Annotated in this window: 19 protein-coding genes; 8 read left to right on the forward strand and 11 right to left on the reverse strand. The window is 46.4% G+C overall.

The features are described from left to right. Nucleotides 1-120: 120 nt before the first annotated feature. The 3 genes from hemG to R7H07_RS18450 are packed head-to-tail and all read right to left on the reverse strand — an operon-like array spanning nt 121 to nt 2785. Nucleotides 121-648: a menaquinone-dependent protoporphyrinogen IX dehydrogenase gene (gene hemG, locus R7H07_RS18440; RefSeq protein ID WP_054577148.1), complete on the reverse strand. Its 528-nt coding sequence runs from the start codon at nt 646-648 to the stop codon at nt 121-123. 9 nt (nt 649-657) lie between these two features. Further along, nucleotides 658-2115, reverse strand: a complete 1458-nt coding sequence (locus R7H07_RS18445) for a TrkH family potassium uptake protein (RefSeq protein ID WP_005378893.1) — start codon at nt 2113-2115, stop codon at nt 658-660. 46 nt (nt 2116-2161) lie between these two features. Continuing rightward, nucleotides 2162-2785, reverse strand: coding sequence for a YigZ family protein (locus R7H07_RS18450; RefSeq protein ID WP_005378891.1), 624 nt, complete (start codon nt 2783-2785; stop codon nt 2162-2164). Between the two features lie 261 nt (nt 2786-3046). Here R7H07_RS18450 and fadB point away from each other — a divergent pair, with 261 nt between their 5' ends. The 3 genes from fadB to R7H07_RS18465 all read left to right on the forward strand — a co-directional run bounded on the left by fadB (nt 3047) and on the right by R7H07_RS18465 (nt 7639). Further along, the gene (gene fadB / locus R7H07_RS18455; protein WP_206960003.1) at nt 3047-5218 is read left to right on the forward strand and encodes a fatty acid oxidation complex subunit alpha FadB; all 2172 of its coding nucleotides are present in this window, start codon (nt 3047-3049) and stop codon (nt 5216-5218) included. Nucleotides 5219-5232: 14 nt separating this feature from the next. Continuing rightward, nucleotides 5233-6408 (forward strand): acetyl-CoA C-acyltransferase FadA, encoded by a 1176-nt coding sequence (gene fadA / locus R7H07_RS18460; protein ID WP_006743176.1) that lies wholly within the window; start codon nt 5233-5235, stop codon nt 6406-6408. A gap of 250 nt (nt 6409-6658) precedes the next feature. Beyond that, nucleotides 6659-7639, forward strand: a complete 981-nt coding sequence (locus R7H07_RS18465; protein WP_042523906.1) for an MDR family oxidoreductase — start codon at nt 6659-6661, stop codon at nt 7637-7639. A 52-nt stretch (nt 7640-7691) separates the two neighbouring features. Here R7H07_RS18465 and R7H07_RS18470 read toward each other — a convergent pair whose 3' ends face one another. Together R7H07_RS18470 and R7H07_RS18475 are read right to left on the reverse strand one after the other, a co-directional pair. Beyond that, on the reverse strand, nt 7692-8636 hold the full coding sequence (locus R7H07_RS18470; RefSeq protein WP_005378881.1) for a LysR family transcriptional regulator: 945 nt from the start codon (nt 8634-8636) through the stop codon (nt 7692-7694). A 168-nt stretch (nt 8637-8804) separates the two neighbouring features. Next, nucleotides 8805-8987 (reverse strand): hypothetical protein, encoded by a 183-nt coding sequence (locus R7H07_RS18475; protein ID WP_005378880.1) that lies wholly within the window; start codon nt 8985-8987, stop codon nt 8805-8807. Between the two features lie 133 nt (nt 8988-9120). Here R7H07_RS18475 and tusA point away from each other — a divergent pair, with 133 nt between their 5' ends. Continuing rightward, complete coding sequence (gene tusA / locus R7H07_RS18480; protein ID WP_005378879.1) at nt 9121-9369, forward strand: sulfurtransferase TusA; 249 nt, start codon at nt 9121-9123, stop codon at nt 9367-9369. Nucleotides 9370-9413: 44 nt separating this feature from the next. Here the strand turns inward: tusA and R7H07_RS18485 are convergent, their stop codons facing one another. Both R7H07_RS18485 and R7H07_RS18490 read right to left on the reverse strand, forming a co-directional pair. Then, the gene (locus R7H07_RS18485; RefSeq protein ID WP_005378878.1) at nt 9414-9674 is read right to left on the reverse strand and encodes a hypothetical protein; all 261 of its coding nucleotides are present in this window, start codon (nt 9672-9674) and stop codon (nt 9414-9416) included. Between the two features lie 160 nt (nt 9675-9834). Continuing rightward, nucleotides 9835-10389, reverse strand: coding sequence for a TMEM165/GDT1 family protein (locus tag R7H07_RS18490; protein ID WP_005378877.1), 555 nt, complete (start codon nt 10387-10389; stop codon nt 9835-9837). Between the two features lie 484 nt (nt 10390-10873). Between R7H07_RS18490 and glyQ the strand changes: the two genes are divergently transcribed. From glyQ to R7H07_RS18510, 4 genes are all read left to right on the forward strand, one after another. Continuing rightward, on the forward strand, nt 10874-11803 hold the full coding sequence (gene glyQ, locus R7H07_RS18495) for a glycine--tRNA ligase subunit alpha (RefSeq protein ID WP_064376850.1): 930 nt from the start codon (nt 10874-10876) through the stop codon (nt 11801-11803). Nucleotide 11804: 1 nt separating this feature from the next. Then, complete coding sequence (gene glyS, locus R7H07_RS18500; protein WP_005378875.1) at nt 11805-13871, forward strand: glycine--tRNA ligase subunit beta; 2067 nt, start codon at nt 11805-11807, stop codon at nt 13869-13871. A 217-nt stretch (nt 13872-14088) separates the two neighbouring features. Further along, nucleotides 14089-16173 (forward strand): alpha-amylase, encoded by a 2085-nt coding sequence (locus R7H07_RS18505; protein ID WP_206960002.1) that lies wholly within the window; start codon nt 14089-14091, stop codon nt 16171-16173. A 229-nt stretch (nt 16174-16402) separates the two neighbouring features. Continuing rightward, nucleotides 16403-17656 carry a valine--pyruvate transaminase gene (locus R7H07_RS18510; protein WP_154204935.1) on the forward strand — a complete coding sequence of 418 codons (1254 nt, stop codon included), beginning with the start codon at nt 16403-16405 and terminating at the stop codon, nt 17654-17656. Between the two features lie 127 nt (nt 17657-17783). Here the strand turns inward: R7H07_RS18510 and R7H07_RS18515 are convergent, their stop codons facing one another. From R7H07_RS18515 to recF, 4 genes are all read right to left on the reverse strand, one after another. Beyond that, nucleotides 17784-18221 carry an Hsp20 family protein gene (locus tag R7H07_RS18515; protein ID WP_005378857.1) on the reverse strand — a complete coding sequence of 146 codons (438 nt, stop codon included), beginning with the start codon at nt 18219-18221 and terminating at the stop codon, nt 17784-17786. 533 nt (nt 18222-18754) lie between these two features. Continuing rightward, on the reverse strand, nt 18755-19171 hold the full coding sequence (locus R7H07_RS18520; protein ID WP_025768940.1) for a GreA/GreB family elongation factor: 417 nt from the start codon (nt 19169-19171) through the stop codon (nt 18755-18757). 343 nt (nt 19172-19514) lie between these two features. Further along, on the reverse strand, nt 19515-21932 hold the full coding sequence (gyrB, locus tag R7H07_RS18525) for a DNA topoisomerase (ATP-hydrolyzing) subunit B (protein WP_005378841.1): 2418 nt from the start codon (nt 21930-21932) through the stop codon (nt 19515-19517). A gap of 13 nt (nt 21933-21945) precedes the next feature. Next, complete coding sequence (recF, locus tag R7H07_RS18530; protein ID WP_005378839.1) at nt 21946-23025, reverse strand: DNA replication/repair protein RecF; 1080 nt, start codon at nt 23023-23025, stop codon at nt 21946-21948. Nucleotides 23026-23029 lie beyond the last annotated feature (4 nt).

Here is a 23029-nt window from a genome sequence, read left to right on the forward strand (position 1 = left end):
TCAGCGAGGTGGCATTATAGAGATTGCGATCACATTGGCAAGCCCTTTTTCTCGTTTTTTTTGATTTTTTTATCGTTCGGATAAATTTGCATCAAAAGCGGTCAAAAGAGCACGTTATTTCTACAGTTCTCTGAATTTATCTGCGAAAAGAGCCACTTTTTCCCAATTGGTGTACTCCACCTCTTTGGTCGTATCAGTTTCGCCACCCGTCATCGACATAATGAACCTAATCATAGTTCTGTCGAACCAGCTGTAACGTGGGTAATAAAGTGCACCAGCAAAAACACCTATTAGCGTTGGTTTCCAAGGCGACTTAATTAGGAACTTGTGAATGTAGGCACTACCTTCAGGTGTATCCTTTCCTTGGTCCTCTTTACGAGCGGTTAGGTTTACGCAGAAAAATGCCACTTTATTTTGCTCCAATTGATTGAGGTTTCGCTCAATAAACTGGTATAGCTTTTTATTAAGATGGCCATAGCGAATAGAGGCGCCTATCAATACTCTGTCGTATTGGCTGAAGTCAATCGTCTCGACATTATGTAAATCCACCAGCTCACAATCGAAGTCTGGAAGTTGTTCATCTATATAGTGGAGAATTTTTTTAGTCTGCCCTTCGCGGGAAGAGTATAGAAATAATGCTTTTGCCACGATTTCCCCTTAGCTACGCCAAAACGTCGGCGTAAGTAGAATAAGTAAGGTAAAGATTTCCAAACGACCAAACAGCATAGAAACTATCAATACCCATTTTGCTTTGTCGTTAACATCACCAAAGTGCAGCGCTACTTCTCCCAAGCCAGGACCGAGGTTGTTCAGAGTCGCAGCCACCGCCGAGAACGCACTGAGCTCATCCATTCCTGTTGCAATCAACCCCAACATACAAACCACAAATACCAATGCGTATGCGGAGAAGAAACCCCAAACTGCATCGACAACACGTTGCGGTAGGGCACTGCCACCCACTTTGATGGTGTAAACCGCACGAGGGTGCACCAAACGTTTTAGTTCACGCGCACCTTGTAAGGTAAGAAGCAGGATACGGATCACTTTCATGCCGCCGCCTGTTGAACCAGCACAACCACCTATAAAGGAAGAGAACAATAACAGCACAGGTAAGAAGAGCGGCCAATCCGCAAAACCTGTTGTCGTAAAGCCCGCTGTTGTGGATATTGATACAGTTTGGAACAGAGCCTGATCGAAAGCATCGTATGTCGATGTGTAAGAGTGATGTTTCAGTAATAATAGAAAGCAAATGATAAATAGCAGCACTTGAATAAACAAGAAGGCGCGAAACTCAGGATCTTTCCAGTAATACTTGGGATGTACGCCACCTGATGCAAATGCAGCAAAGTGCAGTGTGTAATTACATGCAGATATAAGCAGAAAAACCACCGTAATCAGGTTAATCGCGTAACTATCAAAGTATCCGATGCTGGCATCGTGGGTAGAGAAGCCACCAATGGCAATGGTGGAAAAGCTGTGACTGATGGCATCAAATGGCGTCATACCAGCTAACCAAAAAGCCGAAGCACAGGCGATAGTCAGGCTCAAATAGATGTACCAAAGCGCCTTAGCAGTTTCTGCTATGCGCGGCGTCACTTTAGTATCCTTGACTGGACCTGGGATCTCGGCGCGGTAAAGCTGCATACCACCGATGCCAAGTACTGGCAAAATCGCCACCGCTAATACGATGATTCCCATACCGCCGAACCACTGCAGTAACTGTCGATAGAATAGAATCGCTTTAGGTAACTCATCCAAACCAACAATAACGGTCGCCCCGGTCGTCGTGAGAGCAGAAAACGATTCAAAAAACGCATCTGTCACTGAGACGTTCGGATTGTCAGCAATGAGAAAGGGGATCGAGCCTGCACTGCCAAGTACTGTCCAGAATAAGACGACAATAAGAAAGCCATCTCGAGCTTTAAGCTCGTGCTTATACCTGCGGTTTGGGTACCAACAAACGGCCCCACAAAACAGCAGAACAAAAAATGTCGTGACAAAAGGCACACCAGCACCATCTCGATAGATCAGCGCAACGAGTGCTGGCGCAAGCATAGTGACACTAAAGAGTGCGAGCAGTAGCCCGACGATTCGAATAATTGAACGAAATTGCATGGATAAATTGACTAGCGAAGCTGTCCCTGTTGCTTCCTGTTTTTCATTATTGTCCGTCTAGCGGAGTGACAATTGCCTTTGCCCCGCTTTTATTGATGATTGCTTGGGTAAACGCGCTCACTTCTCGAAGCTCAATTTCCACCACTAATACGACCTGATCGCTGTATTCAGCCTCGACTTCTATCGCACCAAATTGCGGCATGATTGATTGTGCGATAGGCATAAACCCATAGTCTAACGTTAGTCTGAGCTTTGTGGTTATTTTTTTCTCAATAGTTTGAAGCAGCTTGAGCGCTTGTTGAACCCCACCCCCATACGCTTTAACCAAGCCGCCTGTACCTAACTTGATTCCACCAGAGTATCGCGTGACCACAGCCGTGATCTCCCCCACCCCAGATCCAGACAGCTGCGCCAGGATTGGTTTGCCTGCCGTCCCTGAAGGTTCTCCATCATCACTAAAGCCCCACTTCATCGAATCTTCTGGTCGACCAGCAACAAAGCCCCAACAGTTATGTCTAGCATCAGCGTGTTTAGCTTTGATTTGATCAACAAATGCTTTTGCAGCTTCGATACTTGGCGTGTGTGCCAAATAAGTAATGAAGACGCTCTTTTTAATTTCTTCTTCAAATTGAGCGGGCTCTGCTGGAATCAGATAAGGCTTGTCATTCATAGGATTATGGATTCATGTCTATTTGCCTGAAGTCTATCACGTGTGTGATTTACCCGTCGCATAAGATCTGCCACAGCGCACAATGTTAAACACTTGTTTAAAAAATGTATTGAAATTAAACAATCCACGATCCAAACTAACCTTACTGGTCAAACCAGAACAAAAATAAAACGACTTCCTCGATACCTATTTGCCGAGGTACACGGCGTCGTTGAAATAGGTATACAGACAATCCACGATTGTATGTCATGGAGATAGACAATGATTTACCAAGCCGAAACCCTACAGGTAAAGGAAATACAAGATGGTATTGCAGAGCTAAGCTTCTGCTCTCCAAAATCCGTCAACAAACTCGACCTAGCGACATTAGAATCGCTAGATAAAGCTCTTGATGCGCTCATTGCCCATCAAGGCCTCAAGGGGTTGTTGCTCACTTCAGATAAAGACGCATTCATTGTAGGCGCAGACATTACCGAGTTTTTAGGTCTGTTTGCTAAAACGGATGCCGAGCTCGACCAATGGCTGCAATTTGCTAATAGCATCTTTAACAAATTAGAAGACTTACCCGTTCCGACCATCTCAGTGATCAAAGGCCACGCTCTTGGTGGCGGTTGTGAATGTGTGCTAGCAACAGACATGCGTATTGGTGACAAAACCACCAGCATCGGCCTACCAGAAACGAAACTGGGAATCATGCCGGGCTTTGGTGGTTGTGTACGCTTACCTCGCGTTATTGGCGCAGACAGCGCAATGGAAATCATAACCCAAGGTAAAGCATGCCGAGCTGATGAAGCATTGAAAATTGGCTTACTCGATGCTGTTGTAGAGACTGATGCTTTATACGAATCAGCACTACAAACTCTTAACTCTGCAATTAATGAGAAACTTGACTGGCAAGCACGCCGAGCACAGAAAACATCGCCTCTAACGCTGAGTAAGCTTGAATCAATGATGAGCTTCACCATGGCGAAGGGTCTGGTGGCACAAAAAGCAGGTCCTCACTACCCTGCCCCAATGACAGCCGTTATCACGATTGAAGAAGGTGCTCGCTTTGCACGTAATGAAGCGTTAGACATTGAACGTAAGCACTTCGTGAAATTGGCTAAATCGGAAGAAGCAAAATCACTCGTTGGCCTATTCCTTAATGATCAATACATCAAAGGCATTGCGAAAAAAGCAGCGAAGTCAGCAAGTAAAGACACGCAACGTGCAGCCGTATTAGGTGCAGGTATCATGGGTGGCGGCATTGCTTACCAATCAGCGCTAAAAGGTGTGCCAGTCTTAATGAAAGACATCGCGCAAGCGTCGCTCGACCTAGGCATGACTGAAGCATCTAAGCTGCTGAATAAACGCTTATCTCGCGATCGCATTGATGGCTTTAAGATGGCGGGTATTTTAGCGTCAATCACACCGAGCTTACATTACGCAGGTATTGAAAACTCTGATGTGATTGTTGAAGCTGTCGTTGAAAACCCGAAAGTAAAAGCAGCAGTTTTGAGTGAAGTTGAGTCCCATGTCGGTGACGACACCGTTATCACCTCAAACACATCGACGATTCCTATCAACCTATTGGCAAAATCACTAAAACGCCCAGAAAACTTCTGTGGTATGCACTTCTTCAACCCAGTGCATCGTATGCCTCTTGTTGAGATCATCCGTGGTGAGCACACCTCTGATGAAACCATCAATCGTGTTGTGGCGTATGCTGCGAAAATGGGCAAATCACCAATTGTCGTTAATGACTGCCCAGGGTTCTTCGTTAACCGCGTATTGTTCCCATACTTTGGCGGCTTCAGCATGCTACTTCGTGATGGTGCTGACTTTACGAAAATCGACAAAGTCATGGAGCGTAAGTTTGGCTGGCCGATGGGACCGGCGTACTTGCTTGACGTAGTCGGCATTGATACCGCGCACCACGCACAAGCTGTGATGGCTGACGGTTTCCCTGAGCGTATGGGTAAACAAGGTCGTGATGCGATTGATGCACTGTTCGAAGCAGACAAATATGGTCAGAAAAATGGTAATGGCTTCTACAGCTACACCATAGATAAAAAAGGTAAGCCGAAGAAAACCTTCTCCGAAGCGATCTTACCGGTACTTGCTGACGTTTGTGCCGATAAGCAGGACTTTGACGATCAGACCATCATTCAACGTATGATGATTCCAATGATCAACGAAGTGGTGCTGTGCCTACAAGAAGGCATCATTGCCACTCCACAAGAAGCGGATATGGCACTGGTTTATGGTCTTGGTTTCCCTCCATTCCGCGGTGGCGTATTCCGCTATCTAGACAGCGTGGGTATTGCTGAATACGTTGAAATGGCAAAACAACACGCCGAGCTAGGTGCGATGTACCAAGTACCGCAAATGCTGATTGATATGGCGGCGAAAGGTGAAAGCTTTTACGGTGCACAACAGCAAGGTTCTATCTAAGGAGGGATTCTAAAATGACTAATCAAACAAGAAATGTTGTCGTAGTCGATTGTCTACGTACTCCAATGGGTCGCTCTAAAGGTGGTGCTTTCCGTCATACACGAGCAGAAGATCTATCTGCGCGCCTAATGAAAGGCATTCTTGCGCGTAACCCACAAGTGAACCCAAGCGAGATTGAAGACATCTACTGGGGCTGTGTACAGCAAACACTAGAGCAAGGCTTTAACGTTGCACGTAATGCCGCGCTACTCGCGGGCCTGCCGATTGAAATTGGCGCCGTGACGGTTAACCGCTTGTGTGGTTCATCAATGCAAGCGCTTCACGACGGTACACGTGCCATCATGACTGGCGATGCTGAAATCTGCCTAATTGGTGGCGTTGAGCACATGGGGCATGTGCCAATGAACCACGGTGTAGACTTTCACCCAGGTATGTCAAAGAACGTAGCAAAAGCTGCGGGCATGATGGGCTTAACGGCTGAAATGCTTGGTAAATTACATGGTATTAGCCGTGAGCAACAAGACGAGTTTGCCGCTCGCTCTCACGCTCGTGCGCACGCAGCAACCGTAGAGGGTCGTTTTAAAAACGAAATTCTACCAATTGAAGGCCACGCAGCAGATGGCACACTGTTCACTCTGGATTACGACGAAGTGATTCGCCCTGAAACATCCGTTGAAGGTCTATCTCAACTTCGCCCAGTGTTCGACCCAGCAAACGGTACAGTAACAGCCGGTACATCATCGGCTCTGTCCGATGGTGCATCAGCGATGTTGATCATGAGCGAAGAGAAAGCCAATGAGCTTGGCTTGAAGATTCGTGCACGCATTAAAGGTATGGCCATTGCGGGCTGCGATCCTTCTATCATGGGTTACGGTCCTGTACCTGCGACGAAAAAAGCGCTCAAGCGTGCCGGTCTTTCAATTGAAGACATGGATGTGGTTGAGCTAAACGAAGCATTTGCCGCGCAGTCTCTGCCGTGTGCTAAAGACTTAGGCCTGCTTGATGTTATGGATGAGAAGGTCAACCTTAACGGTGGTGCGATAGCATTGGGTCATCCACTAGGCTGTTCTGGTTCACGTATCTCAACAACGTTGATCAACCTAATGGAAGCGAAAGACGCGAAATACGGTCTGGCCACCATGTGTATCGGTTTGGGTCAGGGCATTGCGACAGTATTTGAACGACCATAACAGTTCAAGACGTTGTTGTAGTGATCGAGCCAACAATCATAAGCAAATGAACTAGTACTAAAATTTTTAGTATTACACTTAAGGGCGACAATTGATGTCGCCCTTTGTTTTACATCAAACATGCATGAAGAGCATACATTAAATGCTCAAGTTTCATTTTATTCATAGACAAAGAAGACATACACTTAGACCAGTTGATATCTTGCTGCATGTGACCCAGAGTCATGCTACCGCACAATCGGAGAACCTTATGTTTAATGCTCTAGTTCTAAATCAAGAAGACAAACGTACTATCGCTAACATCGAGCAAATCGATGAAACACAACTGCCTGAAGGCGACGTTCTGATTGACGTTGATTACTCATCGTTAAACTACAAAGACGGTCTTGCGATCACAGGTAAAGGTAAAATCATCCGTAACTTCCCGATGGTGCCAGGTATTGACCTAGCAGGTACGGTAGTAAGCTCAGAAGACGACCGCTACCAAGCTGGTGACAAAGTTGTCCTTACTGGCTGGGGCGTGGGTGAAAACCACTGGGGTGGTATGTCTCAGCGTGCTCGTCTAAAAGCGGATTGGCTAGTACCACTACCAAAAGGTCTAGACAGCAAGAAAGCAATGATGGTTGGTACTGCTGGCTTCACTGGTATGCTGTGTGTTCAAGCACTGCTTGATGCAGGCATCAAACCTGAAAATGGCGAAATCCTAGTAACTGGCGCAAGTGGCGGTGTAGGCTCAGTCGCAGTAACGCTTCTAGCACAGCTTGGCTACAAAGTTGCTGCAGTGACAGGTCGTGTAGAAAAAAATGGCCCGCTACTTGAAAAACTAGGTGCTAGCCGCATCATCGACCGTACTGAATTTGAAGAACTAGCACGTCCACTTGAAAAGCAAGTATGGGCAGGTGCGGTTGATACTGTAGGCAGCAAAGTACTGGCTAAAGTATTGGCGCAAATGGATTACAACAGTGCAGTTGCAGCTTGTGGTCTTGCTGGTGGTTTTGATCTACCAACCACAGTGATGCCGTTCATCCTACGTAATGTTCGCCTACAAGGTGTGGACTCAGTAATGTGCCCAACAGAGAAACGTATCGCTGCATGGGAAAAGCTGGTCGAGCTACTACCAGACAGCTACTTCGAGCAAGCGTGTACTGAAGTTGCTCTTGCTGAAGCACCGAAATATGCAGAAGACATCACCAACGGTCAAGTAACGGGTCGTGTGGTTATCAAGCTATAAACACTGACTCAGTGTAAACAGACGAAGAGCCGGCTTTGCTGGCTCTTTTTTGTTAGCAGTTCAGTCCCATATCTTCGATACGTTTAGCTATCAGACGGCTACACTCTTCACGCACAATCGTTCTTAACCATTCTTGAGCGGGAGAATGCTCGCAACGCGCATGCCAAATCATCGAGTATTCAAACGGCGTGAATTGGAATGGTAACGGTTTCACCACTAAGTCATAACGCTCGGCAACCAGATACGCCAAGTCCGCTGGCACTGTGATGATAATTGGCAAGGTATCCATGATCGCCAATGCGGCTTCTAAATGATAAGCCCGCAGAACCATTTTACGCTTAGGTTTCTCCATCAAAGCTTGTTCGATCAGTGCCTTAACACCATCACTGATGGCGATCATGGCATGTGGATGACTCAGATAATCATCCAAGCTCATTTCTTTATCCGCTAATGGATGCTGTTTTGAAAGCATACACAGCACCCCCACTCGCCCCAACACTTCACTGCGTAGAGGCTCCACCGGGCCTGTCGGGCGACAAATCGCTAAGTCTGCACCTTCATAAGTGAGCTGATCTGATAAACGGTCGTGTTGCAGTGGTAAGAAGTTGAAAGACACGTTTGGCGCTTCTTGGTAAATTCTCGGCAAAGCGAACGGTAAGATTGTTTGCATGGCATAGTCGGTGGTCACGATGTTGAAAGTCTGCACGCATTGCAATGGGTCAAACTCAACCGGAGATAACAACTGACGTAAAGACTCTAATGGTTCGCCCAATGAGCGATCGATCTCTAACGCTTTCTGAGTTGGGATCAAATGCTGTCCCTGACGAGTAAACAGCGGGTCTCCCAACAAGTCACGTAGACGACCAAGCACACGACTCATTGCCGATTGACTCAAGTTCAGACGTGTTGCCGCCTTACTGACACTGTTTTCTTCTATCAGTACTCGCAACGCAACCAGTAAATTTAAATCTCGGCGATAGATGTCTTCCAGTTCCACGAATTAGCCACTTATTTTGTATGTGTTTGGGTAAATTGTACTCTTTAGGCAAAAAAAATCCCGCCTTTCAGCGGGGAAGCCCAAGAAAAATGGGGATAGTGTCGGAATGAAGTGTCGGTAAAAAATAGGTGAGCGTTATTAAAAGCATTCTGATCCAAGCAAGAAGCGCTAATTTTCTTGCTCAGATGCGCCAGACCATCTGCGCATCTCGATCCAAATCCCAATAATAGTGGCAACCATGCCTACTAGAGGCGTCAAAGAGGTGTCAGCTGGCGTCCTGAGTACCAATGCACAAAACGAGATAAAACACAGCACTGAGTAAATCGTAAGTCTGTCTAACGCTGTTAACATTGCCTCTCCCTTGCCAGTTGTTACCAAATTGTTAATTTAAGGTAAAACAAAAAATTCGGTTTGCCAAGTGGTTATTGAATATTTTTTCAACGAAAGTAAAATTCAACGCTCAGTTAGTTACGAGAATCACACTATGAGCTTTAATCCTGAACTGGCAAACAAGACATTAGAGGCGGAAGGACTGCGCTGCCCAGAGCCAGTGATGATGGTCAGGAAGACAATTCGCAACATGCAAGATGGTGAGATTTTGCTGGTCAAAGCAGACGATCCATCCACAACTCGAGACATTCCGAGTTTCTGCCGCTTTATGGACCACCAATTAGTTGCGGCACAAACGGAGCAAGTTCCGTATCAGTACCTGATCAAGAAAGGATTGGAATAATCTGGTCGAACTAAAAACGGCAGCCAATATTGGCTGCCGTTTGTTTATTCATCGTATTCGAGTGTGCGAACTTCTGATTGGAGCTTGTTAAGTTGTTTCTTCATTGCCCGCATCTCTTCATGCATAGGAATGATGTGAGCGACACGAATCCACGCTTCTACTGTCAATCCAGTAAGAACGAACGATCCTGCTACAATCGGTAACCACATATCAGTTAGCACCATCGCTAGTAAACACAGCGCTAAACCAAAAGTGAATAAATAACTCTGACTCTTCGGGGACATCCCCATGTAACGTGTAAGCATAAACTTGCCCTCTCGCTATCATTCACACCATTAAACTACCATGACAAGTATGACACTTATATGTCATCCGTCACGCAACGGAACGATTTAGAGTCAGAGTTTGAACTCGCGCAGCACGCCACTAATGATTGATAACTCACATCATTTCACGTGCAAAAAATCAGAACAGTGCAGCCCCTATTGCCAGAGCAATAAACAAAAATGCGGTGATTTTACGGATCAGCCCTAAAGGCATCTTGTCGGCCGACAATTTACCAATCAGGACCACAGGAACATTCGCCAGCAGCATACCGATTGTGGTACCGATAATCACCAAACTTAACGCATCCGCGTATTGCGCCCCTAAGATGGAAGTGGCGATCTGAGTTTTATCGCCTATCTCCGCAACGAAGAACGCGATAAAGCTGGCAATAAATGGGCCTCGATTAGAAATCTGTTCGTCATCATCCAGTTTGTCCGGGATCAGAACCCAAGCCGCCATCGCGACAAAACTGACCACCAGCACCCACTTTAAAATCTCAGGTGATAGATAGTCTGCGACAACCACACCTAACCATGCAGCCAAAGCGTGGTTGGCAATAGTTGCCAAAAAGATTGCTGCAATAATTGGGATTGGTTTTCGGTAACGACTTGCGAGTAATAGAGATAGCAATTGGGTCTTATCGCCAATTTCTGCTAACGCTACAGTAGTAATTGAAATAGCTAAAACGCTCACGACATGCTCATTGGGGCAGGGATTATTATTTTTAACCGAAGACAAACCTCACGCCCCTACCCCGGTTCGTGATGATTTGTCTAAGGTCTTGCTAAACTTGAAAGGCTTCAAGTCTCGAACGCCATGGTGATTTTGCACCAATTATGTTGACGGACGAACCAGATGAAACAGAAACTTCATCAGGTAAGCTACTCCCCAAAGACAGGCGCAATTCTAGCCACCTTTGTTGCGCTTCTCAAGAGCCAAAGCAGGCAAAAACTCCCTTTTAGGAAAAATACAGCAGATAACGCGGTAAAAATTCATTAAAGGAGAAAATCGCCCACGAATTAATCAAGATTAGCTCTACTCCCATGCTCAATATCTGGTTATACTAGATTGTTAATTTATTCAACCGTAATTACTCTTTATCGCCGTTGTTAGAGTTGAAAAACTCGGCATAGATGACGAATTAACGAGTAACAAGAGAATCGCGCGAACCTGACTTATGCAAAAATACGATATCAAAACCTTCCAGGGAATGATCCTCGCGCTGCAGGATTATTGGGCTCAAAATGGTTGTACCATTGTTCAACCGCTAGATATGGAAGTGGGTGCGGGTACCTCTCACCCAATGACCTGTCTACGAGCGCTTGGCCCAGAGCCAATGTCGACAGCTTACGTACAACCTTCACGTCGTCCTACTGATGGCCGTTACGGTGAAAACCCTAACCGTCTTCAGCACTACTACCAATTCCAAGTAGCGCTAAAACCATCGCCTGACAATATTCAAGAGTTGTACCTTGGCTCCCTTGAAGTTCTTGGTATTGACCCTCTTGTACACGACATCCGTTTCGTAGAAGACAACTGGGAAAACCCAACACTAGGCGCATGGGGTCTAGGCTGGGAAGTTTGGCTAAACGGCATGGAAGTGACTCAGTTTACTTACTTCCAGCAAGTTGGCGGTCTTGAGTGTAAGCCAGTTACTGGTGAGATCACTTACGGTATCGAACGTCTAGCAATGTACATCCAAGAAGTAGACTCTGTTTACGACCTAGTTTGGAACATCGCACCAGACGGCAGCAAAGTGACTTACGGTGACATCTTCCACCAAAATGAAGTAGAGCAATCGACTTACAACTTCGAGCACGCAGACGTGGAATTCCTATTTGGTTTCTTCGAACAGTGCGAGAAAGAGTGTAAAGAGCTGCTTGAGCTTGAAAAGCCACTGCCACTACCTGCTTACGAGCGCATTCTAAAAGCTGGTCACGCATTCAACCTACTAGACGCACGTAAAGCGATCTCAGTAACTGAACGCCAACGTTACATCCTACGCATCCGCAACCTGACTAAAGCAGTTGCAGAAGCATACTACGCATCGCGTGAAGCTCTAGGCTTCCCAATGTGTAAGAAAGAACAAGCGCAAGGGGTAGAGTAACATGGCAAAAGAATTTCTAATCGAGCTAGGTACAGAAGAGCTACCACCAACGCAACTTCGCACTCTAGCTGAAGCATTCGCAGCAAACTTCGAAGCAGAACTAAAAGGCGCTGAGCTTGCTCACGAAGGCGTTAAATGGTTCGCGGCACCTCGTCGTCTTGCACTTAAAGTCGCAGCACTAGCAGACAGCCAGTCTGACAAAGTTGTTGAAAAACGTGGTCCTGCGGTTTCTGCAGCGTTTGACGCGGAAGGCAACCCAACAAAAGCGGCTCAAGGCTGGGCACGCGGTTGTGGCATCACGGTTGACCAAGCAGAGCGCATGGTTACAGACAAAGGTGAATGGCTACTGTTCAAACAAGAAGTGAAAGGTCAGCCAACGTCTGAGATCGTAGTTGAACTTGCAGCGAAAGCACTAGCAAACCTACCTATCGCAAAACCAATGCGCTGGGGTAACAAAACGACTCAATTTATCCGTCCAGTTAAGACGCTAACCATGCTAATGGGCAGCGACCTAATCGAAGGCGAGATCCTTGGTGTCGCTTCTGATCGCACTATCCGTGGTCACCGCTTCATGGGTGAGCAAGAGTTCACTATCGATTCTGCTGAACAATACCCTGCGATCCTAGAAGAGCGCGGTAAAGTAATGGCAGATTACGAAGCGCGTAAAGCAATCATCCTAGCTGACGCACAAAAAGCAGCAGCAGCGGTTGGCGGTATCGCTGACCTAGAAGATGACCTAGTAGAAGAAGTAACGTCTCTGGTTGAATGGCCAGTAGTACTAACAGCGAAGTTCGAAGAAGAGTTCCTAAAAGTGCCTTCTGAAGCGTTGGTTTACACCATGAAAGGTGACCAGAAGTACTTCCCTGTTTATGACGAAAACAAGAAGCTACTACCTAACTTCATCTTCGTATCGAACATCGAATCAAAAGAGCCTCGTTACGTAATCGAAGGTAACGAGAAAGTAGTTCGCCCTCGTCTTGCTGACGCAGAGTTCTTCTTCAACACAGACCGTAAGCGTCCGCTTATCGACCGTCTGCCTGAACTAGAGCAAGCGATCTTCCAAAAGCAACTGGGTACGATCAAAGACAAAACAGACCGCATCACAGAGCTTGCTGGCTACATTGCTGAGCAAATCGGTGCTGACGTTGAGAAATCAAAGCGTGCTGGTCTACTAGCAAAATGTGACCTAATGACCTCAATGGTATTCGAATTCACGGATACTCAAGGTGTGATGGGTATGCACTACGCTCGCCACGACGGTGAAGCAGAAGAAGTTGCAGTAGCACTGAACGAGCAATACATGCCTCGTTTCGCAGGTGATGAACTGCCATCAAACGGTGTTTCAACTGCAGTTGCAATGGCAGACAAGCTAGACACTATCGTAGGTATCTTCGGTATTGGTCAAGCGCCTAAAGGCAGCGACCCATTCGCACTACGCCGCGCATCTCTAGGTGTACTACGTATCATCGTTGAATACGGCTACAACCTAGATCTTGTTGACCTAGTAGCGAAAGCGAAGTCACTATTTGGCGACCGCCTAACCAACGACAACGTTGAACAAGACGTTATCGAGTTCATGCTTGGTCGTTTCCGTGCTTGGTACCAAGACGAAGGCTTCAGCGTAGACATCATTCAAGCGGTTCTAGCGCGTCGTCCTACAAAACCAGCAGACTTTGACCAACGAGTTAAAGCGGTTTCTCACTTCCGTGAGCTAGAAGCGGCAGAGTCTCTAGCAGCAGCGAACAAACGTGTAGGTAACATCCTAGCGAAATTCGACGGCGAACTAGCAGCAGACATCGACCTAGCACTTCTACAAGAAGACGCAGAGAAAGCACTAGCAGAAAGCGTTGAAGTAATGACAGAAGCGCTAGAGCCAGCATTTGCTACTGGTAACTACCAAGAAGCCCTAAGCAAGCTAGCTGACCTACGTGAACCAGTTGATGCGTTCTTCGATAACGTAATGGTAATGGCAGACGACGAAGCACTTAAGAAGAACCGTCTGACACTACTGAACAACCTGCGTAACCTGTTCCTACAGATCGCAGACATTTCTTTGCTTCAAAAGTAATTCATTACTCTTCGAAGTGATTAAGAAATAAGTAAAAGGGAAGCAGATGCTTCCCTTTTTTGTTGCCTTCAAACCGATGAAGGTGACGCTTATTATTCATTTTGTGAACAAGACTAAAATTTGTAGGGTGAGACGCGTTTAACTTGTTGGTGTAGAGCTCGGATTGTAGAGGCACAGTTTTGCTATAACTGGACTGTTTATTCGGGGGAAGGACACAATGAAAAAAACAATTCTCGCACTCTCTATCGGTCTACTGAGCGCCTGCAGCCAGATTCCAGAAAATGCCATCGTATTAAGCGTTGGTGATGACACCGCTGTTTTTGAAGAAAACTCACAAGGCTTACTTGTCGCCGAGCAAAAACTCGAAAAAGGCAGTTACACCTTTACCATTGCTGACAGCAAGCAAAGCTGTGGCAGTAGCTTTGCCCTAGCAGAAGAAGGTCGCATCAAGTTCAATCGTCCATTAAAAATGGATAACTGCGCCACTGATGTACAAATGCCACTGCGCATCTTCAAAGCCAATACCTATCAATTTACGCTCAATCCAACCACCAATGAGCTAACTGTAAAAATCAAACCAAAACAGAGTCAGGACATCACCTACTCTTGCCCTGTCGCAACTGACGCGCCAAAAACCATCAATGTTGCTCAAACCTTTAATGATGGCACTGTCGTTCGCGATGCCTTAACCGGACAAGAAACCACAGTCGCCAATGGCAGCGTCACCATGCAGCCGAGTCCTATGAGCCAAGGTCTATTGCTGCTAGAAGAAGTTGAACAGCAAGCCGACAAACCGTTCAGTTGGGACAATGCGACGGTGTACTTCGTCATGACCGACCGCTTCTACAATGGCAACCCAGACAACGACAACAGCTACGGTCGCAGCAAAGACGGAAAATATGAGATTGGTACCTTCCACGGTGGTGACTTATCGGGTCTAACGAAAAAACTCGATTACATCGAATCACTTGGTGTCAATGCTATCTGGATAACCTCACCACTGGAACAAATCCACGGCTGGGTTGGCGGCGGCGATAAAGGCGACTTTAAGCACTACGGCTACCACGGCTACTATCACCAAGATTGGACCAAGCTTGATGCCAACATGGGTACCGAAGATGAACTCAGAACCTTCGTCGATACTGCCCATAAGAAAGGTATCCGCGTGATTTGGGATGTGGTCATGAACCACACAGGTTATGCGACACTAGCAGACATGCAGGAATTCGGATTTGGTCAACTTTACCTTGATGACCAAGAAGCCAAACAAGTACTTGGTGAAAAATGGACCGACTGGCAACCAAAATCAGGACAAAGCTGGCACAGCTTTAACGACTACATCAAATACGGTGATAGCGAAGCGTGGGAAAAATGGTGGGGCAAAGATTGGATTCGCACCGACATTGGCGATTACGATGCGCCGGGCTACAACGACATCACCATGTCTTTGAACTACCTACCGGATCTCAAAACCGAATCGACGCAGAAAACCGGACTACCAAACTTCTTCCGCAATAAATACACCAATGCGCAAGATGAACTGCAAACCCCGCGTGAGCATCTGATTACGTGGTTATCCGACTGGGTACGTGATTACGGCATTGATGGCTTCCGCGTCGATACCGCCAAACACGTTGAGATGGAAGCGTGGGCAGAGCTCAAAGCAAGTACCACTCAAGCCCTCGCCGAATGGAAACAAAACCACCCCGACAAAGCACTAGACGATCTGCCATTTTGGATGACCGGCGAAGTGTGGGCACACAGCGTGGTGAAGAGCCCGTATTTCGATAACGGCTTCGATTCGATCATCAACTTCGAGTTCCAATCTGACGTGGCTCCAAAAGCGCTAAAGTGTTTCGCTCAACTTGATAATGATTACCGCCGCTATGCAGAACGTATTAACTCCGATCCTGAGTTCAACGTGTTGAGTTACCTGTCTTCGCACGATACTCAACTGTTTTGGTCGGCACGCAGCCGCAGCTTTGATGACCAAGCTCGCGCCGCCAATGCGTTAATGCTGGCACCGGGTGCAGTACAAATCTACTATGGCGATGAGATAGCTCGTGATTTTGGCATTACTGGTTCAGACGCCCACCAAGGCACACGCTCAGATATGCCATGGGATAAGATTCATGGCGAGCGTGAGGATCTACTGCAACATTGGCAAAAGTTGGGCGAATTCCGTAAACGCCACCCAGCAGTTGCTCAAGGTAAGCACATCACTCGCAACCAAGAAGGTTACTACGCATTCGAACGCCAATACCAAGACGACAAGGTGCTGATTGTTTACACCGGTGAGTAAATCACACTCTCTCCACCAGCAAGGGAAGCATAAGCTTCCCTTTTTTATTGTTCTTTTTGCCCTTTTGTCTCGTTCCTCTGGTCTGATGACGCACTTTTTTCTTTTTCGGCTTAATTCACACTTTGCGTTAATTACACATTGAGGTAAGGTCAAGGATTACTCGATAAGCCGATAAAACATCGGCATAAACATACACAAAGCAATCACAATGAATTAGGTATAAGTCAGCATGCAGTTCTCAAAGTTTGGTGAAAAATTTAATCAGTATTCAGGTATTACGCAGTTAATGGACGATTTGAATGATGGTCTGCGCACACCAGGTGCCATCATGCTCGGTGGAGGTAATCCTGCCGCCATTCCTGCCATGCTCGATTACTTTCACCAAGCCAGTGAGGAAATGCTCGCCAGTGGGGAGCTCGTCGCCGCCCTCGCCAACTACGATGGCCCGCAGGGTAAAGACGCGTTCGTCAAAGCGCTAGCTCAGTTATTCCGTGAAACTTACGGCTGGGATATTTCCGAAAAGAACATCAGCCTAACTAACGGTAGCCAGAGTGGCTTTTTCTACTTGTTCAACTTGTTGGCAGGTAAACAGCCAGACGGTTCGCACAAGAAAGTGCTACTGCCTATCGCACCTGAATACATCGGTTATGGTGATGCTGGCATTGATAAAGATATCTTTATCTCTTACCACCCAGAAATCGAGCTGTTAGATAACGGTCTGTTTAAATACCACGTCGATTTTGAGCAGCTAACCGTCGACGACTCTGTTGCGGCAATCTGTGCATCTCGTCCAACCAACCCAACGGGTAATGTACTGACAGACGAAGAAGTACGTAAGCTGGACAAGCTAGCACGTGAGAACAACATCCCGCTGATCATCGATAACGCCTACGGTCTACCTTTCCCGAACATCATCTTTGAAGATGTCGAACCGTTCTGGAATGAAAACACCATCCTATGCATGAGCCTATCTAAACTTGGCTTGCCGGGCGTGCGTTGTGGCATTGTGATTGCGAGTGAAGAAATCACTCAAGCGTTAACCAATATGAACGGCATCATCAGCCTAGCGCCGGGCAGTGTTGGTCCAGCGCTGGCAAACCATATAATTGGCAAAGGCGATCTTCTTAAACTGAGTTCAGAGGTGATTAAGCCGTTCTACAAGCAAAAATCACAACGTGCGGTTGAACTGCTCCAACAAGCAATTACCGATGAGCGATTCCGCATCCACAAGCCGGAAGGCGCTATCTTCTTGTGGTTATGGTTTGATGAACTGCCAATCACAACAATGGAACTGTACCAACGCTTGAAAGCGCGTGGCGTATTGATTGTCCCTGGTGAATATTTCTTTATTGGTCAGCAAGACGAGTGGGATCACGCGCACCAATGCCTGCGTATGAACTACGTTCAAGATGATGAGATGATGCAAAAAGGCATTGCGATTATCGCTGAAGAAGTGGAAAAGGCTTACCGCGAAGGTAAATAGACGGATTGAACTCAGCCGTTCTTCTCTTTGAAATTACGGCTTTAAAATAGCGGATTTGAAAACCCCCAAACTAAAAAGAGCGCCCATATGGCGCTCTTTCTCATTCTATAACCGGGTGGTTAACTGATTAGTTGTTCTCAATCAGGTTGTTGCCACCGATAGCAATCTTACGTGGTTGCATGGCTTCAGGGATTTCACGAACTAAATCGATATGAAGCAGACCGTTTTCCATTGATGCACCCACGACTTTTACGTAATCCGCTAGCTGGAATTTACGTTCAAAATCACGTTCTGCAATACCTTGGTAAACGTAGTTTTTGCCTTCTTCTGCTTTACGTTCGCCCTTCACAATCAACATGTTTTCGTTTTGAGTCAGATCGAGCTGTTCTTCAGCAAAGCCAGCAACGGCCATAGTAATACGGTAGTTGTGCTCGTCTTTTTGCTCAATGTTGTATGGAGGGTAACCGCCAGAAGTATTTTTCGCTGTATTCGCTTCCATCAGGTTTAGCAGACGATCAAAGCCAATTGCATTACGGTATAGTGGCGAGAAATCTACATTACGCATAAATCTATCCTCTTAATTAAGCAATAGTCTTAGTTCAGATGAGTTTCATCCTACTGGCGTGTTTATGCAAAAACCAACGCCGAACTAAGAGATTCTTATCATTCCACTGGCCTTGGTTTGGCTCGGAGACATGATATTGAATCTAAAGGTTTAAGTTGTGTGCTAAAACGCCATATCCTCTTCTGAGCGATCTCGTTTTAGCGATTTCAGAGGGCTGGTCTTCTAGTCTCTAGCAAGCCAGTCACCCTCTTCACAACTAGATATAAGGTCGTCAAAAATGACTTTCAAGGGAAAAAATAAAAAATTTTTAAAGCATCCACTATCCCCTTGAACAGCTTAGTTCCTCATCACTTCGCGATCAGTGATAAAAAGCCCGCCGTTCTGGAGGGCTCAATCTACACTTTACTTGCGGGAGGATTTACGCGCTTTTACAACGCCCTTTTCTGCCGCCTTTTCCTGCTTTAATTTACGCTTTTCTTTTAGACTCAACTGCGGTTGTTTCTTTTCTTTCTTACTCATGACTTCACCTCTATTTATTGGCACAACAGACAACCACACAGCATTTTCTGCGCTGGAGGCTGCGATTGATGAACAATTTCAGTAATCACAAAGCAGCGTCGCTGATTAAAAATTTCCACTTCAAGCGCATCATTTTTAGCTCGACCTAATAGTCGAGACCCCAAATAAGAATCGACCGCGAGCATACCTGTCATGGGTTGCCCCTTGCGCGAGCTGACCAATGTCATGCGATATTGATAGGCGCGTTCAACATCCACTAAGCGAACCGTGTCCCCAACCGCAATACGAGCTCGGTTACGGCAATGGGCTTGTTGCTCGCAGGTTTCAAATAGCGATAACAACCTTAGTGGTGATTGATAGGTTAAAAAGCGACTGGTTAACCACCAAGTTCGCAGCGCCAAGCAGTACGCTGAGAACCAGCGTTCAAACATGATTATTTCCTTCTTAATGCCTTGTCTTACAAATAAATTCAGTGCATTGAACCGGAAGTGCATCACTTCCGGCTTAGTTCAGGAAAGTCATCACCATTTTCTTAGTCTCCTTAATCATCAGCTCTTCAGCACTATAGCGAGCAGAAAAAAGAAAGCAAAAGCGCTCAAGCGAACAAAATGGCGAGAAAAAAAGAAAACAGATATAAAATGGCAGGCTTGATCGGGTTGTTGGCAGTTAGTACCAGAAAAACATCCGCTTTAGCAGAAAGTGGCGATTTTAGCTGGTGGTACAACAAAAAAAGCAGCGATTTCTCGCTGCTTTTTACTATCACGAACAGTGTCGTTATACGTCTAGGTTCGCTACTTTCAGTGCGTTCTCTTCGATGAAGTTACGACGAGGTTCTACTTGGTCACCCATTAGCGTAGTGAACAGTTGATCTGCGCCTACCGCATCTTCAATCGTTACCTGCATCATACGACGAGTTTCTGGGTCCATGGTGGTTTCCCAAAGTTGGTCTGGGTTCATCTCACCTAGACCTTTGTAGCGCTGACGGCTTAAGCCACGCATTGACTCTTTCACTAACCAGTCAAGCGCTTCTGCAAAGTTTGCCACTGGCATAGTACGCTCACCACGTTTGATGTACGCGCCTTCTTCCAGAAGTCCATCAAGTGCTTCTGATAGATCAGCCAACTTGCCGTACTCTTTCGAGTTTAGGAAGTCGATGCTAATTGCATGTTCGTGCGTCACTCCGTGAGTACGAACCACAATCTTAGGCAAGTTTAAGCCTAGCTCTTCGTGCTGCTCAACTTCGTAGCTGTACTGGCTTGCACCCACTTCTTTCGCATTCAGCTGCTCAATAAGCTGCTTCGTCCACGCTTCCACAACTGATGCGTCATGGCATTGCTCTGGCGTTAGACGAGGAGTGTAAATCAACTCGTTTACCAAAGCACTTGGGTAGCGACGGCTCATACGTTCCGCCAGTTTAATACCCGCATTGTACTGTTGAACAAGCTTCTCTAGTGCTTCACCAGCCAGTGCAGGTGCTTCTGCGTTTACGTGTAGCGATGCATTATCCAGAGCTAATGATACTTGGTATTGGTTCATCGCTTCTTCATCTTTGATGTACTGCTCTTGTTTGCCTTTTTTCACTTTGTATAGTGGTGGCTGAGCGATGTAGACATAACCACGCTCGATAAGCTCTGGCATTTGACGGTAGAAGAAGGTCAACAGTAGCGTACGGATGTGCGAACCATCGACATCGGCATCGGTCATGATGATGATGTTGTGGTAACGAAGCTTGTCCGGGTTGTACTCGTCACGACCGATACCACAACCTAGTGCGGTGATCAGTGTTGCTACTTCTTGAGAAGATAGCATCTTGTCGAAACGTGCTTTTTCTACGTTAAGAATCTTACCTTTTAGCGGTAGGATCGCTTGGTTCTTACGGTTACGGCCTTGTTTTGCGGAGCCGCCTGCCGAATCACCCTCCACTATGTATAGTTCAGAGAGTGCCGGATCTTTTTCCTGACAGTCTGCAAGTTTACCTGGAAGGCCAGCTAGGTCTAGTGCACCTTTACGGCGCGTCATTTCACGAGCTTTACGCGCTGCTTCACGAGCACGTGCTGCATCGATGATTTTCGAACAAACCATCTTCGCTTCTGTCGGGTTCTCAATCAGGAACTCAGACAGTTTTTCACCCATTGCAGACTCAACAGCTGATTTCACTTCAGAAGAAACCAGTTTGTCTTTTGTTTGGCTTGAGAACTTAGGATCAGGCACTTTCACCGAAACAACCGCAGTTAGACCTTCACGCGCATCGTCGCCTGAAGTCGCTGTTTTCGCTTTCTTCGAGAAACCTTCTTTATCCATAAAGCTGTTCAATGTACGTGTTAGCGCAGCACGGAAACCAGCAAGGTGAGTACCACCATCACGCTGTGGGATATTGTTGGTAAAGCAGAAGATATTCTCTTGGAAACCATCGTTCCATTGCATCGCCACTTCAACTGAAATGCCGTCTTCACGCTCAGAATTAAAGTGGAAGATTTTTTCGATGATTGGCGTTTTGTTGGTGTTTAGGTGATCAACGAACGCTTGAATACCACCTTCATACATGAAGTGATCATGTTTGTCCGCTTCACGTTCATCAACCAATTTGATCGACACACCAGAGTTCAGGAATGACAGTTCACGCAGGCGTTTCGCCAGAATGTCATAGTGGAACTCAGTGTTAGAGAACGTCTCGGCACTTGGCCAGAAACGAATTTGTGTACCGGTTTTATCCGTATCACCCACAACGGCTAGTGGCGCTTGAGGCTCACCATGGCGGTAGGTTTGCGTATGGATATGACCACCACGATGAATCGTTAGCTCAACTTTCTCTGATAGTGCGTTTACTACTGAAACACCTACCCCGTGAAGACCACCCGATACTTTGTATGAGTTATCGTCGAACTTACCACCCGCGTGAAGAACCGTCATGATTACTTCTGCTGCAGAGACATTTTCCTCAGAGTGGATTTCTGTTGGAATGCCACGACCATCATCGCTAACGGAAACCGAGTTATCCTCATGAATTGTCACAACGATGTCTTTACAGTGACCTGCCAACGCTTCATCAATTGAGTTATCCACCACCTCGAAAACCATGTGGTGAAGGCCGGTGCCGTCGTCCGTATCGCCGATGTACATTCCTGGACGCTTACGTACCGCATCCAGACCCTTCAGTACCTTAATACTCGATGAATCGTAATTTTCAGACATGAGTTTCTCTCTTCTAGTTTGACTCTATCCTGCCATGTTCCACATGAAACAATTTACCGTTATCGTCCAACATATCGGCGATTTGGCTTTCAGTGATAGAGCTTACAAATACTTGTGCGCCCGTCTCTTTTAAGCAGTCAGCAAGACGCTTGCGACGTTGGCTATCTAATTCCGACGCGAAGTCATCAATTAGGTAAATGCATTGTTTACCGGCCATCTCTGTCAGGTGTTGCCCTTGCGCTACACGCAATGCACACACCATGAGTTTTAATTGACCGCGTGACAGAACATCTTCAACGGGCGTTCCGTTCACTTTAATGCGCAAATCAGCTTTGTTTGGGCCACTAAAGGTGTATCCCAATGCCTGATCACGCTCAAAATTCTTTTCTAGTATCTCGTGGTATGGAGTGTCTTTATCCCAGCCACGATAATACTTCAATTGGATCTCAAATTCTGGCAAAAATGTCTGACAGATAGTTTCTGCGACAGTTTTCATCTGCTCGATGTAACTTGCTCGCCATTGGCTGATGTTTTCAGCCAATCCTGCCATTTCCTGATCCCAATAACTGAGCTCACGATAACTATTGGCGGTTTTCAACAACGCGTTGCGCTGCTTGTTCAGGCGCTTGAACCTTCCCCATGCTTGATAAAAAGCGGGCTCGGTATGAAACACGCCCCAATCAATAAACGCACGACGATGTTTAGGGCCATCTGTCAGTAAATCAAACCCTTCTGGGTGTATCAACTGCAGAGGCAGAACTTGTGCCAACTGCGCTAATTTTTGTCCAGATTGACCGCCTATTTTAACCTCTGTTGAGCCATCACGCTGCTTATTAATGCCGATAGGTAGCTCAAATTGATCCGAGTTCAAAAAACGACCATGAACAAACAGTTCGTCACACTCATTTTGTATCACTCGTCCGGTGAGAGAGCTCTTGAATGAGCGGCCATGCCCGAGCAGATAAACCGCTTCTAAGACACTGGTTTTACCGCTGCCGTTCGGCCCGATAAGAAAGTTAAAGCCTGCTGATAACTCAATATCACAGGCTTTAATGTTTCGAAACTGCTGAATGATGAGGCGAGAAAGTGGCATTCAG

The sequence above is a fragment of the Vibrio sp. Vb1127 genome (assembly GCF_033338735.1).
GTDB classification, from domain to species: domain Bacteria; phylum Pseudomonadota; class Gammaproteobacteria; order Enterobacterales; family Vibrionaceae; genus Vibrio; species Vibrio alginolyticus.

Excerpts from the sequence above, each read along its gene's own strand:
- R7H07_RS18520 (WP_025768940.1), bottom strand. The coding sequence starts at position 19,171 with ATGTTTGAACGCTGGTTCTCAGCGTACTGCTTGGCGCTGCGAACTTGG.
- fadA (WP_006743176.1), top strand. The coding sequence starts at position 5,233 with ATGACTAATCAAACAAGAAATGTTGTCGTAGTCGATTGTCTACGTACT.
- R7H07_RS18505 (WP_206960002.1), top strand. The coding sequence starts at position 14,089 with ATGAAAAAAACAATTCTCGCACTCTCTATCGGTCTACTGAGCGCCTGC.
- R7H07_RS18450 (WP_005378891.1), bottom strand. The coding sequence starts at position 2,785 with ATGAATGACAAGCCTTATCTGATTCCAGCAGAGCCCGCTCAATTTGAA.
- tusA (WP_005378879.1), top strand. The coding sequence starts at position 9,121 with ATGAGCTTTAATCCTGAACTGGCAAACAAGACATTAGAGGCGGAAGGA.
- recF (WP_005378839.1), bottom strand. The coding sequence starts at position 23,025 with ATGCCACTTTCTCGCCTCATCATTCAGCAGTTTCGAAACATTAAAGCC.
- glyS (WP_005378875.1), top strand. The coding sequence starts at position 11,805 with ATGGCAAAAGAATTTCTAATCGAGCTAGGTACAGAAGAGCTACCACCA.
- R7H07_RS18445 (WP_005378893.1), bottom strand. The coding sequence starts at position 2,115 with ATGCAATTTCGTTCAATTATTCGAATCGTCGGGCTACTGCTCGCACTC.
- R7H07_RS18515 (WP_005378857.1), bottom strand. The coding sequence starts at position 18,221 with ATGCGTAATGTAGATTTCTCGCCACTATACCGTAATGCAATTGGCTTT.
- fadB (WP_206960003.1), top strand. The coding sequence starts at position 3,047 with ATGATTTACCAAGCCGAAACCCTACAGGTAAAGGAAATACAAGATGGT.
- R7H07_RS18475 (WP_005378880.1), bottom strand. The coding sequence starts at position 8,987 with ATGTTAACAGCGTTAGACAGACTTACGATTTACTCAGTGCTGTGTTTT.
- R7H07_RS18510 (WP_154204935.1), top strand. The coding sequence starts at position 16,403 with ATGCAGTTCTCAAAGTTTGGTGAAAAATTTAATCAGTATTCAGGTATT.
- glyQ (WP_064376850.1), top strand. The coding sequence starts at position 10,874 with ATGCAAAAATACGATATCAAAACCTTCCAGGGAATGATCCTCGCGCTG.
- R7H07_RS18465 (WP_042523906.1), top strand. The coding sequence starts at position 6,659 with ATGTTTAATGCTCTAGTTCTAAATCAAGAAGACAAACGTACTATCGCT.
- gyrB (WP_005378841.1), bottom strand. The coding sequence starts at position 21,932 with ATGTCTGAAAATTACGATTCATCGAGTATTAAGGTACTGAAGGGTCTG.
- R7H07_RS18485 (WP_005378878.1), bottom strand. The coding sequence starts at position 9,674 with ATGCTTACACGTTACATGGGGATGTCCCCGAAGAGTCAGAGTTATTTA.